This window comes from candidate division WOR-3 bacterium, from assembly GCA_039801245.1.
GTDB lineage: Bacteria > Hydrothermota > Tepidihabitantia > Tepidihabitantales > Tepidihabitantaceae > JAOABP01.
Genome location: JBDRUF010000045.1, coordinates 1 through 13,981, shown reverse-complemented (window position 1 = coordinate 13,981; position 13,981 = coordinate 1). Strand labels below are relative to the sequence as shown.

At 48.6% G+C, this 13,981-nt stretch carries 11 protein-coding genes; 9 read left to right on the top strand and 2 right to left on the bottom strand.

Annotated features, from left to right (window positions below; all coding sequences use genetic code 11):
- Positions 1 to 693: 693 nt before the first annotated feature.
- The 9 genes from ABIK47_06740 to ABIK47_06700 all read left to right on the top strand — a co-directional run bounded on the left by ABIK47_06740 (position 694) and on the right by ABIK47_06700 (position 11,717).
- Positions 694 to 2,253 carry a FlgD immunoglobulin-like domain containing protein gene (locus ABIK47_06740; GenBank protein ID MEO0020314.1) on the top strand — a complete coding sequence of 520 codons (1,560 nt, stop codon included), beginning with the start codon at positions 694 to 696 and terminating at the stop codon, positions 2,251 to 2,253.
- Between the two features lie 9 nt (positions 2,254 to 2,262).
- Positions 2,263 to 4,848 carry a hypothetical protein gene (locus ABIK47_06735; protein ID MEO0020313.1) on the top strand — a complete coding sequence of 862 codons (2,586 nt, stop codon included), beginning with the start codon at positions 2,263 to 2,265 and terminating at the stop codon, positions 4,846 to 4,848.
- 139 nt (positions 4,849 to 4,987) lie between these two features.
- Positions 4,988 to 5,296 carry a FlgD immunoglobulin-like domain containing protein gene (locus tag ABIK47_06730; protein MEO0020312.1) on the top strand — a complete coding sequence of 103 codons (309 nt, stop codon included), beginning with the start codon at positions 4,988 to 4,990 and terminating at the stop codon, positions 5,294 to 5,296.
- A gap of 271 nt (positions 5,297 to 5,567) precedes the next feature.
- Positions 5,568 to 6,452, top strand: coding sequence for a branched-chain amino acid ABC transporter permease (locus ABIK47_06725; GenBank protein ID MEO0020311.1), 885 nt, complete (start codon positions 5,568 to 5,570; stop codon positions 6,450 to 6,452).
- Position 6,453: 1 nt separating this feature from the next.
- Positions 6,454 to 7,425: a branched-chain amino acid ABC transporter permease gene (locus tag ABIK47_06720; protein ID MEO0020310.1), complete on the top strand. Its 972-nt coding sequence runs from the start codon at positions 6,454 to 6,456 to the stop codon at positions 7,423 to 7,425.
- The gene (locus tag ABIK47_06715) at positions 7,422 to 8,192 is read left to right on the top strand and encodes an ABC transporter ATP-binding protein (protein MEO0020309.1); all 771 of its coding nucleotides are present in this window, start codon (positions 7,422 to 7,424) and stop codon (positions 8,190 to 8,192) included. The genes ABIK47_06720 and ABIK47_06715 overlap by 4 nt, the downstream gene beginning before the upstream one ends.
- Positions 8,193 to 8,194: 2 nt before the next feature.
- Complete coding sequence (locus ABIK47_06710) at positions 8,195 to 8,899, top strand: ABC transporter ATP-binding protein (protein ID MEO0020308.1); 705 nt, start codon at positions 8,195 to 8,197, stop codon at positions 8,897 to 8,899.
- Positions 8,896 to 10,653, top strand: coding sequence for a DUF2723 domain-containing protein (locus ABIK47_06705; GenBank protein MEO0020307.1), 1,758 nt, complete (start codon positions 8,896 to 8,898; stop codon positions 10,651 to 10,653). Before ABIK47_06710 ends, ABIK47_06705 begins: the two co-directional genes overlap by 4 nt.
- Entirely contained in the window at positions 10,653 to 11,717 is a 1,065-nt protein-coding gene (locus ABIK47_06700; GenBank protein MEO0020306.1) for an MFS transporter, read from the top strand. Before ABIK47_06705 ends, ABIK47_06700 begins: the two co-directional genes overlap by 1 nt.
- On the opposite strand, the gene ABIK47_06695 is transcribed toward ABIK47_06700, so the two are convergent.
- Both ABIK47_06695 and ABIK47_06690 read right to left on the bottom strand, forming a co-directional pair.
- A complete protein-coding gene (locus tag ABIK47_06695; protein ID MEO0020305.1) occupies positions 11,714 to 12,115 on the bottom strand; it encodes an EamA family transporter in 402 nt (133 codons plus the stop codon). The genes ABIK47_06700 and ABIK47_06695 overlap by 4 nt on opposite strands.
- A gap of 10 nt (positions 12,116 to 12,125) precedes the next feature.
- On the bottom strand, positions 12,126 to 13,094 hold the full coding sequence (locus ABIK47_06690; protein ID MEO0020304.1) for a beta-ketoacyl-ACP synthase III: 969 nt from the start codon (positions 13,092 to 13,094) through the stop codon (positions 12,126 to 12,128).
- Between the last annotated feature and the right edge of the window lie 887 nt (positions 13,095 to 13,981).

The following is a 13,981-nucleotide window of genomic DNA, read 5'->3' as shown; positions in this document are numbered from 1 at the left end:
GTCTTCGGTCTCCGGTCTTCAGTCTTGTGCAGGCAGAAAGGCATACAGATTAAGCCGTTCATTCTGACCTTCCTTTCTGTCATTCCGACCGGAGTGGAGGAATCCCTCACCTTTATCCCGAACCCCTCGCCTCGTCATTCCGAGCGCAGCTGAGGAATCCCTTGATGGCTCAATGGAACTGCAAAGTGCAAAACCTATTCCGAGCGCCCAGGGAAAGGCTTGTCCCGAGCAAAGCCGAGGGAGATTCCTCCACTCGCCTTCGGCTCGGTCGGAATGACAGGCCAAGGGGTGCAAAACCCTTCCATTATTCTGACCTTTGCCTTGCCTCCTCATCCGTCATTTCGACCGCATTGGAGAAATCACTTAGGATGTGGACTATTGACAAAATATGGAAATGGTGTATAATATAATTGTTAAAGGCGTAGGTATGATACTATACTATACTCCTCTTACGCTCGTGGCTATTCCGGTTCTATAATCAATCAGGAGAGGTGATTGGAGGCAGGTAAACTCTCCAGACATTAATTTAATTAATGTCTGGAGAGTCAAACAAAGTTGTGTTGGTTTATTGGTAGGGAAAGGGCTTGCAAAGAAAAAGGAGTAGAGATGGAAAACAAAAAATCCGCATTATCCCTTCTTGTGCTCTGCCTACTTCTTGGCGTTTTGGAAGTAGGAAATGCACAGGAGCAAGGGGTGAGAGTTACAAATAATGAGAGGTATGACTTTCTCTCCTCCAACAATGCGTGGTGTATACAGTATAATTCCTCTTACTCAACCATTCATGTTGTTTACCTGACCGACTCGGTACGCGGAACCGGGTCGATGTGGAATGTAATTCATAAGGCATACAACGCTGCCAACAACTCTTTACTCTATATGCATGTATTGACTGATCCCTATGCCCCTGTGGATTTACCGGAGGCTCTTTCACTTGCATTGCTACGGACCTCTGAGCACCTAAATGCCTGTTGGATTGAGGAGGACACCACAGACCGATACAGTATTGAATCCAGGCGCACCACTAATAACGGAATGGAGTGGCTCCCTCAAGAACGCATCGCTTCTAAAACCCGTCGACCTCGAGTAGTGGTATCAAATGTTGCTGGTCCTGATGTTGACCAGCGTTACTTTCGGGTTCACTATGTATGGGTGGAAACCGAGGAAGCACAGTTTCAGGACGAGGAGGGCGATGTTTACTATAAGAATGAAGAATATAAACGTAGTTCGCTGGATGAAGAGCCTCCTATGGCGCTATATCGGCTTACTTATACCGGCAGCGCTGCGCTTCCTTCAGTTGCCGCATCATCAAACTATGTCTTTGCGGTGTGGCAGGATGACTACGAAACCTCTGATAGACCCCAGATATACCTCCGCCGCAACACTTATTATGGAACCGCGGATTCTTGGAAACCCCAACAGCGAATCAGCGACCCTATGACCCCAGGTTGGGCTGAAAAACCCTGTATCGCTGCTAATGCTCCTTATGTTTATGTAGTATGGGAACAGCATTCTCCCCAGGGATATGACGACCACCCGATAATATATTTCCGCAGAAGCACAGATAATGGTGTAACCTGGGGGAATATAGAGGCTATCGGATACTATGAGGTTGGGGGAAAGAGCCCCTACGCCCCCCGTCAATATACACCCTCCATCTGCGTATCCGGTTCAAAAGTGTATGTGGCATGGCAAAATGGAATAATCTACTACCCCACTTTTACCATTCTTGCCAAGCGTTCTGTTGACAACGGCGTAAACTGGTCTCAGTCGCACTGGGTTGGTGGCTACGAGGAAGTGCCTCCGGGTATGGAGCCGGAGCTGAACCCGTCGGTCTCAGCAGAAGGGGATGTCCTTTATGTCGTCTGGTGTGATTACCGACCAGGAGCCCCGAGCAGAGAGGTATACTATTGGAAAATAGATACCTGGACCGATGGCTCTTCTGGTGGTGGTGTCCAAGCTATATCCAGCCTAACAGTTCCTATAGAGGAATTGAGTGTGAACCCGAATCCGGTTACCAACTGTGTTACAGTGGCATTTCACATCAACCAGACTGCACCGGTAAAAATCGGCGTTTATGACAGAACCGGGAGGCTTGTTTCCATCGTAGCCGATGCAAACCTCCCTCCCGGAAAACACGATATAGTGTGGCACTGCACCGACCTAAACGGAAACCGTCTGGACAAAGGTATCTACCTCCTTCGCGTGCTCGCTGGCGGCTTTTCTTCGTGCAATAAGCTGACAGTTATCAGATAAGGGGATGCGATGATACTTCTCGGAATTTTTCTACTGGGAATGGGTGCGGGGGTTAACACCCCGCACCCTCTGAACTGGTTTATGATTGATACCACCAGGACCGTTGTGCCCGAGGGAAATGAGCAAACGATGGCAAGAATTGTGTTTGACGGTGCCAACTTTGTCTCGGTCTGGGCTGACAACCGGATGACCCGAACTGGTTATAGAACTGTCTATGGAACGCGTATCGCTCCTGATGATGGCAAGGTTCTTGATAGCATTGGTGTTTTGATAACAAGGCTTCCATCCGACCGTGAGATATATGAACTCAGCTGTGCCTCAAGCGGCGTTAACACTCTAATTGTCTGGGAGCAGCGGCTTTATGTAGATAGTGCAGAAATTAAGGCGGCGCGGGTTGGGCTTGACCTGTCGGTTTTAGATTCTACCCCTATCATCATCGACACTGGCAACTGCTTTTACCCCCGAGTCGCTTATGGAGAAGGCGGTTACCTGATTGTCTGGCTCATCCCCGGTGGCGGCATCTTTGGCAGAAGGGTGTCGGTTGATGGGGCTCTTCTTGACTCTGCACCAATTCTCTACCACCTCTCTGGCTGTCATATTGATGATTATCAGGTGGCATCAAATGGCAGGGATTATCTTTTAACAGTTCTGGAGCATAATTCTGGGTATACCGAGGTTTTCCTCCGGGGGATTAAGATAGATGCGGGGGGCAATGTAACCGACACCCTCCTTATCTATCATTATGAGGGACCTGCTCCTCCCCGTTACGGGAGTGACTGTGAATTTGGCATCTGTTTTGGCAATGGCAATTACTTTATTTCATTCACCCGTGACTGGGGTGGTTCAACATATCAGCAAATCTTGGGGATAAGGGTTAGCTCTGATGGTGTGGTGATTGACACAATTCCGATTGTCATTGACTCCGTGAGGGTCTTGGTGGGTTACCTCACAACCAAGGTGGCGGGTGGCGACGGAGTATATCTGGTTCTGGCACAGTTTAAGGATGGGCCTAATGATAATCTCTATTGCAAACGGGTCTCGGCTCAGGGGGTTGTTCTTGACCCAACGCTCATCCCCATTGCTATTGGTGGTTATAAATGGTATGCGCCCGGGGTTGCCTTTGGCGACAATCACGAGTTTATGGTGGTATGGGATGATGATGCCGAGAATATCTACTCCGCCCGGGTGACACCCTTAGGAAAGGTTTCTTCTGGTAAGGTCATCTCAACCGCTGCGGGCACCCAGACGGATCCTGATGTTGCCTTTGATGGCACAAATTACCTTTTTGTCTGGGGAGACAATAGAAACTGGAACACAGTCCCCAGAAACCTCCTTTATGGTGCGCTGGTGAACCCAGATGGGGTTATGCTTGAACCCGGGCCATTTGTAATTGCCCGGTATTCTGCTCCTGCCTCCCCCAAGGTGTGCTTTGGTGGAGAAAGCTACTTTGCCGTATGGACTGATTGCAGGAATGACCCTGATGGTGACCTGTTTGGTGCGCGGGTAACACCCAAAGGTGAGGTCCTTGACCCTGAAGGGATTCCCATTGCCACCGCGGCGCGCACTGAACGACACCCCTCGGTAGAATGTGGTGACGGGCACTATTTTGTGGTTTATGAATGGGGCAAGGGTGTGGGTAACGAAATCCGTGGTGCCAGGATAAAATTTGATGGCACGGTGATGGACACCAACGGTTTCCTTATCAGCGCTGGTGTGATTCACAATCATTTCCCCAACTTAGCATATAATGGCACAAGGTTTTTGGTGGTATGGTCAAATAAACCGGGCACCAATTCTCCTTCGGTAGTTAGAGGGGCACTAATTGACCTTGACTCCAACCCAATGGTTTCTGACACCTTCAGGGTCTCATTCACTCCAGAGGGTGTTTATTATTCCGAACCGCTTGCGGTCGCCTCAGATGGAAGGGACTTTTTTGTCGCCTGGCCAAACAATCGTGTGGGCGTGCAAATAGCAAAGGGCACTTCAATTGGAACCCGCATCTCCCACGAAGGCGTTGTTCTGGACACCGCCGGGATTTTCCTCGGAGGAAAATGGCCTACCGATATGGTGTTTGATGGCACCGATTATGCGTTGGTGCGTGGTATGGGAGGGAAAATTAACTTAAGTTTTATCAGTCAGGCTGGTGTGCCTCACGATACTAACGGGATTGACCTTTGGGTCAGCCCCTACCGGCTCCGTCGTGCCCGCTTGGCAAAGGGAAATGACGATCGGTTGGCGGTCACGGTCTGCGACTTCATACCTGAACCATACAACACCACCCGCGCATTTGCGACATTCTATAACCGAACTGGTGTAAAAGAACCGCAACCAGCAGAACCATCTTTTTCCCATTTTTCGGTAAGGCTTTTTCCTACGGTAGCAAAGGATAAACTGGAAATAGAATACAGCTCAAATGAGGGTCAAAAAGTCAGGATATATGGTAAAGATGGAAGAATGGTTCAAGAAATAACTCTGCCGCTCCTTTCCAAAGGAGACAGACATCGAGTGGCAGTTGATATATCCACTTTACCGAGGGGCGTTTACTTTCTGATACCAAATAAAGGAGAGTCAGAGAAGTTTATAATTTTGCGCTGAACTCTGACGCGCCCAATCCGAGTGGTTATACCTTACGATAAGAGTACAGTGTTTTTGTGGAGGTAAGGATACGAAATTCGTAGCGATTGCCTATGGTCCTGGCTGGCAGTTTGACGCATCAGACTCAGCCTTTGCGATTGTGCCTATTGGTATAACAGAAGAAAAAGCTGCGGTTATCAAACACTGGTCACTCAGTGTTTATCCTGGTTTCGGCTTGGTCAGAATTCATTATGATGTGCCTGCGCCTTTCTTTATCCGTCTCAGTGTTTATGATGCCAATGACAGATTTGTAAAGACTTTGATGAACGGCGAGCAGAAGCCAGGGATTTACACAGTTGTCTGGGATGGTAAGGACGGGCATAATCGGCAGGTGCCAAACGGGGTCTACTTCTACCGGCTGGATGCGCCGGGGATAACAGACACAAAGAAGACGGTCTTGATGAGATAAGGGTAGCGAGAATGGATACGGGGCGCTGAGCACCAGCGCCCCACTTGGCATTACTGGTTGGATGGTGCTTGAACTTAAGCGCGGTGCCAATGACATCCGCCATCTTGCGCCAGGTGTCTATTTCATCCGCGCCAACTCTTCAAGAGGACTCAGCAGAGTTGTGATAGTTCGGTAATAAGGCAAAGTCTATCAGGCTCCAGGAAAAACGAGAGGAAGCTGTAGAGTAAGCCATCCTTGACTTTGGGCAGGATTTGATTTAATTATCAAGCCGTTGACCTATTTTCTCCAGCAGTTGATAAATGGACTGCAGTTAGGGTTTGTCTATGCCCTGATTGCATTGGGATATACGATGGTTTATGGAATTGTCCGTTTGATTAACTTTGCCCATGGGGATGTTTTTATGGTCGGTGCCTATCTGGGCTTTTTTGCCCTGACCAGCTGGCATCTGTCTTTTCCGATAGCGATACTCTTGGCGATGGTTGGTTGTGCGCTTTTGGGTATGTTCATTGAGCGGGTTGCGTATAAGCCTTTGCGCAATGCCGCAAGGATTTCTGCGCTTATTACCGCAATCGGTGTCTCCCTTTTTCTTGAATACTTCACCAGTCTGAAGTTTGTGTTCGGTCCGTATTTCCGGGCATATCCGCGTCCATTTGCGATTAAGACCTATGAACTTGGGGGTGTGACCATCTCCAATATTCAGATTATTGTGTTTGGCGTGGCAATCTTGCTGATGCTGGCACTGACACTTTTTGTCAATTACACCAAGACCGGTCTGGCGATGCGGGCAGTTTCCTTTGATCACAGTACCGCGCGGTTGATGGGTATCAATGTTGACAATATTATTTCTCTGACATTTGGTATCGGGGCCGCGCTTGCCGGTGCTGGTGGGGTGCTTTACGGTATTGCCTATCCCCAGATTCACCCTTTTATGGGGATAATGCCTGGACTGAAGGCGTTTGTTGCTGCGGTTTTAGGTGGAATTGGAATAATTCCGGGCGCGATGTTAGGCGCGGTTATTATGGGTGTGGTGGAGAAACTTACTGAGGTTTATATCTCATCAACACTGCGCGATGCCGCCGCATTCGGAATCCTGATTATTGTGCTCTTAGTGCGACCTGCCGGTTTGTTGGGCAAAAAGGAAGGGGAAAAGGTGTGAGATGAAGCGTTTCAGCTCTGGAATTGTCGCTCTTTTAATACTCATTGCCTGTTTTGTGGTTGTCGAGGTTTTGATTCTAACCGGCGTTATCAATCCTTATGTTCAGACAATTCTTTCTTATGCCGGTATCGTGGTAATTTCTGCGCTCGGTCTTAATCTGATTTATGGTTATACTGGGCAGTTTTCCCTCGGTCATGCCGCATTTTATGGCATCGGTGCCTATGTCTCCGCTTTAATAACCAGGGCGATTCCGAATATCGGTTTTTTGGTTTTGCCTTTGGGTCTGATCGGTGGTGCACTCAGTGCCGGTGTAATTGCATTTCTTATCGGTCTGCCGATTCTGCGGCTGAAGTCCGACTATCTTGGTATTGCGACCCTTGGTTTTGGAATGATTATGAATGTGCTTTTCAAGAATTCAGACAAGGTTATTCCGGTGATGGGCGGGGCGGCAGGGATGCGGGGAATAGTCAAACTGACAACATTTCCCTGGGTGTTTTTCTTGGTGGTAATTGCCTGCATTGTACTTCGCAACCTCATTTTTTCCGGGGTGGGCAGGGCGCTGCTTTCAATTCGGGAGGATGAACTGGCAGCAGAGGCGGTCGGTATCAATACCACCAGATACAAGACATTAGGGTTTGTGATTGGGTGTATGTTTGCCGGGGTTGCCGGCGGGCTTTATGCCCATCTCTACACCTATCTTAATCCCGACAACTTTGATTTTCTGAAGTCGATCGATGTGCTCTTGATTGTGGTGATTGGTGGTATGGGCAGCATCTCAGGAACGGTGCTTGCCGGATTTGGCTGGGCAATCTTACTTGAGGGTCTAAGGGTTGTTTTGCCTTCAGCGGTTCAGGAGTGGCGCATGGTTGTCTATCCCTTGCTACTCATTATCTTTATGCTGGTTCGTCCTTATGGTGCGATGGGTGGAACAGAGTTTGGGTTCTTAAAACCTACCGAGTATCGGCGCGGATGAACCCGGTTCTTGAGATTCGTGGTCTCACTAAGGCTTTTGGTGGTCTGATAGCGGTCAAGGATTTTGCGCTGAGACTGCAGGAAGGTTCTCTTACCGGTCTGATTGGACCTAACGGCGCGGGCAAGACCACCGTTTTTAATCTCATCACCGGAATGGTTGCACCCAGTAGCGGTTCTATCTCCTTTCATGGAAAGGAGATTACCAAAATGAAGCCTTATCAGATTTACCAGTTAGGGGTTGGCAGGACATTTCAGAACATCCGCCTGTTCAAGGAGCTTTCGGTTCTTGATAATGTCCGGGTGGCATATCAACATCGCGGTAAGTGCGGGGTTTTTGGTTCAATTCTGCGTACCCACAGGTTCAGAGAGGAGGAGAGGGAGGTTACCGAAAAGGCAAAAGAGCTCTTATCGGTCTTGGGTTTGAGGCTGCGGGAGAAGGAACTGGCAAAAAATCTGCCTTACGGTGAACAGCGCCGGCTGGAGATTGCCCGGGCGCTGATTGCCGGACCAAGGCTCCTTCTTCTTGATGAACCGGCAGCAGGAATGAACCCTGCAGAGATAAGCAGGCTGATGGAGCTGATTCTTTTCATCCGAGAGCGGTTTAATCTCACAATTCTTCTGATTGAGCATCAGATGAAGGTGGTGATGGGCATCTGCGAGGAGGTGGTGGTAATGGATTTTGGTGAGGTGATTGCCCGTGGTGCCCCGGCCGAGGTGCAAAACAATCCGAGGGTGATTGAGGCGTATTTAGGTAAGAGAGGAGCGTAAAGGTGCTTTTGGAGGTTAAAGACCTAACCGTTGCCTATGGCGCAATTCGGGCATTGCAGGGTGTTTCATTTAATGTGAACCGGGGTGAAATTGTTACCCTTATTGGTGCAAATGGCGCGGGCAAGACCACAACGCTCAAGACCATATCAGGCCTCTTGAAGCCGGTTTCTGGTGAGATATTGTTTGATGGGAAAAGGATAGATACCCTTTCGGCACATCAAATCGCCCGGCTGGGGATTGTCCATGTGCCTGAAGGAAGAAAGCCATTTGTTGACCTGACCGTCAGGGAAAATTTACTCCTCGGCGCCTATAACCGTTCCAAATCAGAGGCGGCAGAATCAATGGAACGGGTGTTTAAGTCATTTCCGAGATTGAAGGAGCGGCTTTATCAGCGGGCAGGCACACTTTCTGGAGGGGAGCTGCAGATGCTGGCGATGGGCAGGGGTTTAATGGCAAAACCGAGGCTGTTAATGCTTGATGAGCCCTCAATGGGTCTTTCGCCAATTTTAGTGTCAGAGATATTTGCCATAATTAAGGAGATTTATCAAGGAGGAACAGCAATTCTTTTGGTTGAGCAGAATGCGTTTATGGCTCTGCAGATTGCCCACCGTGCCTATCTTTTGGAGACCGGCAGGATTGTCCTCGCCGGCGATGCTGACCAGATGCGCTCTGACCCAAAGGTCAAGGCTGCCTATCTGGGCGAATGAACACCAAACAGCCGGTTAACCGGTTGTCAGTGATTACTTATTTACCCTTCTATCTCCCGGTTGTTTTTGTTTTCACCATTTATTTCCTGACCCGCACGCCAGCGGTTGGTCTGATTGACTCAGGGGAACTGGCTGCCGGCTGTTACCTTTTGAATATCCTCCATCCAACCGGGTATCCACTTTACACCCTGATTGGTAGGCTTTTCTCCCTTGTGCCAATAGGCACGATTATCACCAGGCTGACAATTCTCAGCGCACTTTTCTCTGCCTGTGGGCTCGGGATTTTTATCCTTATCTGCCGCCAACTCCGATACAACCCTTTAACCTCGGCTGCGATTGCCACACTTGTCGGTCTATCCACGCCAATCTGGTCGGTCAGCACCGATGTTGAGGTTTACAGCCTTACCTTCCTCTTAAGCCTATTGGTCTGGTTAGTTGTTATCAACTTTCAGCATGATAATAGGCTTGCCCTTTTTCCCTATCTTATTGGCTTGACCTTAACCAATCATTTGACCGGTCTTTGGACAGTTATTGGTGCCTGTGTCACGCTTTTATTGATTTATCGTCAACGCCTTTTTCGCATTTTTCCCTCGCTATTTTTCTTTTTTCTCCTTGGCTTGACCCCATACCTTTTTTTGATTATCCGTGCCCGTGCCGGACCACTTCTTGCTTGGGGTAATCCGGTTAACTTAGAACGGTTCTGGTGGCATGTAACCGGCAGGCAGTATCAGGTCTGGATGTTTTCCTCATCATTTAATCAGGTTCTCGCCAATATCGGTAAAGGTACCATCCTTCTTTTGCGCTCCTTTGGCTTTGTCCTTTTGCCGGTCATCGTCTATGGATTTCTAAATCTCTACAAGCGCCAGAGGCAAATCGCACTGGGTTTGACCGCAACTACTATTATGTCAATTCTTTATGCCGCCAACTACAGCATCCCCGACATTGACGCCTATTATGGACAGGCGGTAATTCCCTTAGCGGTTTTTGCCGGTGCGGGCATCAACGCACTATTCCAGCGTTTTAGAAGAATTACATATTTAGTGTGGCTTTTGCCCTTTGTTGTTATCATATTTAACTATCCGCTGCAGAATAAAAGCCAGCACTATATTGCCTATGACCAGGCGGTCAATACCTTGCAGTCTGCCGATTCCAACGGCATCATCGTTACTGAATGGTGGGACATCTATGCCCCGGTTTTTTATCTGCAGGAGATAGATAAAATCCGCCCGGATGTCTGCATAATTGACAAGGAACTTTTAAGACGCTCCTGGTATTTTAAATACCTTGAGAAAAAATACCCCTGGCTCGTGGAAAATTCCCTATTGGAGGTTCACCGGTTTCTAACCCAGTTAGACCGGTTTGAACACAACCAGCCGTATGACCCGGTTGTCATTCAGGAGAGTTATATCGCTCTGCTTAGAAGTTTCATTATCAATAATCCTGAACGCCCGGCATACACCACATTTCCCCTTGAGGCTGATAATGACTCCCGGCAGCTCCTTACCGGGTTCAATTTGGTGCCGATGGGTGTCCTTTTTCAGGTCCGCACCGACTCTTTTGTGCCTGAATTTGACTATAACCGGTTAAGGGTGCGCATCCCTCGTTGGGGCATGGATGAGCGCAGCCGTTTTAACCTTAACCGTTATCAGATGTTCGTCCGCGCCCGGATTGCCCTGTTAAAAAGATTAAACCGCGATAGCGAGGCGCTTGCGGTTGAAAACTGGTATCACCAGGTGTTCAGTAACAGACTCTGATGGTTCCTTATCTTGTTCAGACATTTGCCAATGCTGGGCTCACTGCCGCGGTTGTTTATATCCCGCTCTTGGCAAAGGCATTTGGTGCCAACCATTCCGAGATTGGTCTGCTTGTTGCCGCTTATCAAGGGATGATGCTTGTTGCCACGCTTGTTTTCGGCAGGTGGGCAGATTTTGGTGACCGAAAAGGGTTTGTGGTCTATGGACTCTTTCTTAGTGCCGTGGCGCTTCTCCTGCACACCTTTGCCCGTAACCTACCCAGTCTTTTTGCTGTTCGGGCGGGTATCGGTCTTTGTGCGGGCATATTCCCGGCTGCACTCATCGCCTATTTTTATCAAAAGGACAACAGACTGGGCAGGTTCAGCGGTTTTGGTTCTTTGGGCTGGGCATTGGGTGCGCTTCTTGTCGGTTTGGTCAGCACCCAAGCCATATTTCTTGTTAGCGGGCTATTGATGCTTCTCACCGCAGTTTTTGCTCAGGTTGGTCTGCGCAGCCAGCGGGTGAGATTAAGTCAGCCCTTTTTTGATTTAACCGTATTCAGGCGGAACTGGCGGATTTACATATCCTTTCTTCTGCGCCATCTCGGTGCATTCAGCATCTGGACGATATTTCCCTTATACCTTGCCCATCTTGGTGCGAACCGGTTCTGGATTGGGGTTGTCTATGCCCTTAACCCCTTGGGTCAGTTTTTCTTTATGAACATCCTTGAGCGGGTGCGCGATGGTCTTTTAATCAGGGCCGGTCTTTTTCTTTCCATTCTGGTCTTTATCGCTTTTGGTCTGGCAACAAGGTTTGAGCAGGTGATTCCTATCCAGATTGTCCTTGCCCTTTCCTGGTCCTGCCTCTATTTGGGAACATTAAAGCAGTTATTGCGCCTGAACCCAGAAAAGTCCACTGCCACCGGCATCCTGCAGTCGGTTCTGAGTCTGGCAGCGGTTTTGGGTGCGCTCCTTGAGGGGATTACCGGTGCTTTCGGGTTCAGGACAATAATGTTTGCTGCTGCGGGAATGGCGGTTCTGGGGGCATTAATTTATTCGATTTCTCCGGAGAGAAAAACCGGTTAGCGTGAGAGAAAGACAACCGCGAGCGCAGCAAAAACAAGGCCGAAGATATGTTTTAAACTGAGCGGTTCCTTTAGCACCAAATAGCCGAGAATTGCCGGGATAATGATATACATTCCGGTTAAGGGCAAAACAACCGAGGCAGGACCACCTTTTATCGCCAGGTAAAAGAAGACCGTTGCCAGCCCAGCGGCAAGACCGGAAAGAAGTGCTAAAGGTGATGATTTAACCCACTGCATTGAACCGGTCATAAGGGCATAGATGACAATCGGCAATATGCTTGCGAGGGTTGTCCAGAAGGCGATGGTTTCTGCAGGTGCATCTTTTGTTAGAATCTTGGTCATAAAACCCCATATTCCCCAGAGCAAAAGTGTAAGAAGCGAGAGCGCCCGATAGTCCATTAGAGAAATATCAGAACCTGATCAAGACCCCACCCCAGGTGAGACCGGCACCAAAGGCAACCATAATTATCAGGTCGTTTGCCCGAATCCTGCCGGTCCGCCGCGCCTCATCCAAGGCGATGATGGTTGAGGCGGAGGAGGTGTTGGCATACTTCTGGATATTGACAAACACCCGCTCCATCGGAAACTTCAAGAGATTCGCCATCGCCTCAATGATGCGCAGATTTGCCTGATGGGGGATGATGAGTTTGATGTCATCAGCACGCAGTTTTGTCTGCTCGAGTAGCCTTTTGACCACATCTGCCATTGAGCGGACCGCCACCTTGAAGATGGCACTGCCATTCATCTTGAGGTAATGCAGCCTTTGCTGGACCGATTCTATTGAGGCGGGGATGCGCGAGCCACCTGCAGGCATATACAAATCTGAGCCGTGGCTGCCATCAGCAGCAAGATAACTGGCGATGATGCCCTGCCCCTGTTCGGTTTCTGCCTTGAGCACCGCTGCACCCGCCCCATCAGCAAGGAGAACCGCGGTGCTGCGGTCGGTCCAGTCGGTAATTTTTGAGAGGACCTCAACCCCAACAACTAATATAGTTTTATAGGTGCCGGTGGCGATGAACTGGCGCGCGGTGGCAAGTGCATAGATAAATCCAGAGCAGCCCGCACTTAAATCCATAGCCGCAGCGTTGCGCGCACCCAACCTGTCCTGCAAAATGCAGGCGGTTGAGGGAAAGGGCATATCACCGGTAACGGTGGCGACGATAATCAGGTCAATCTCTTCAGGCTTGACATTGGCGTCAGCAAGGGCGCGGCGCGAGGCACGCAGGGCAAAGTCGGATGCGGCTTCATCCGGCGAGGCGATGCGGCGTTCCTTCATCCCGGTGCGCTCGGTAATCCATTCGTCAGAGGTGTCAAGGATTTTCTCCAAATCCTCGTTGGTAAGGACCTTTTCGGGCACATCAAAACCTGTGCCAGCGATGACCGCAGTATATGAAACCTTTGGTGATGCGGCATCTTTCTTCAATTCCACCTCAGGCTGGGAAAGAGAACTAAAATACTTCACAATGTTAATTTTACTCATATAGCATCAGAGGTCAACAAGAGGATATTTCTATGCAAGGTGGCAGAATTGGTGACGGGTGTTTAAAAAGGGCAATGGATATGCCGGTCTTCTTACAGGAAATTACTGCTTGAGCGTCAATTTGTAGCAATGCTTTATTTAGCTCTGCTTGTTTAATTAACTTCCAATAAAATGTTCTCTTTTCTATATAACTCCAGGTTGTCGGTGTTAAATTCTGGTTTCATTGATACCTTGATATTAAACAGGTCTATAAGACACCAGCCCTTAATAATGAACTCCTTTTCCCTTAGTTCGAGTGTGTCAAAGCATAGTAATAAATGATGACCATCGGCTCTAATCTTTTTCTTTGAGTTCTTCAAAGGGGAGAAGAAAAAATCCTCGGGGCGCCGACATCTCGTCTTGAGGTTGCTTTTACTTCCAATATACTATCTTCATCAATATAACCCTGCTCTTAAATTTCTTTATCCATCTTTAATTTTCTCCACCTATCCGGATCAAAAAAGATTCTCGGAAGCGGACTTTCCCTGGGTAGGGCGATTTCTTCATTCCTGTGTTTCCCTTTTCTTTTCCGAAAGAACTACCTGATAGGGTATTTTAATGATTTCCTTTTTCATTTTAGCCATTTTTATACCACCGCTTAAATATTAAATCGGAACTAGTTATCAAGTTTTTCTATTTGCACTCTTGCGGTAATTGGGATAAATTTTTGGAAAAAGGACTGGGTTTTTGCCGTTTGGTTAAGTATACTTATAAGTATACAGATTGGGTGGCGGGAAAATTGGGAT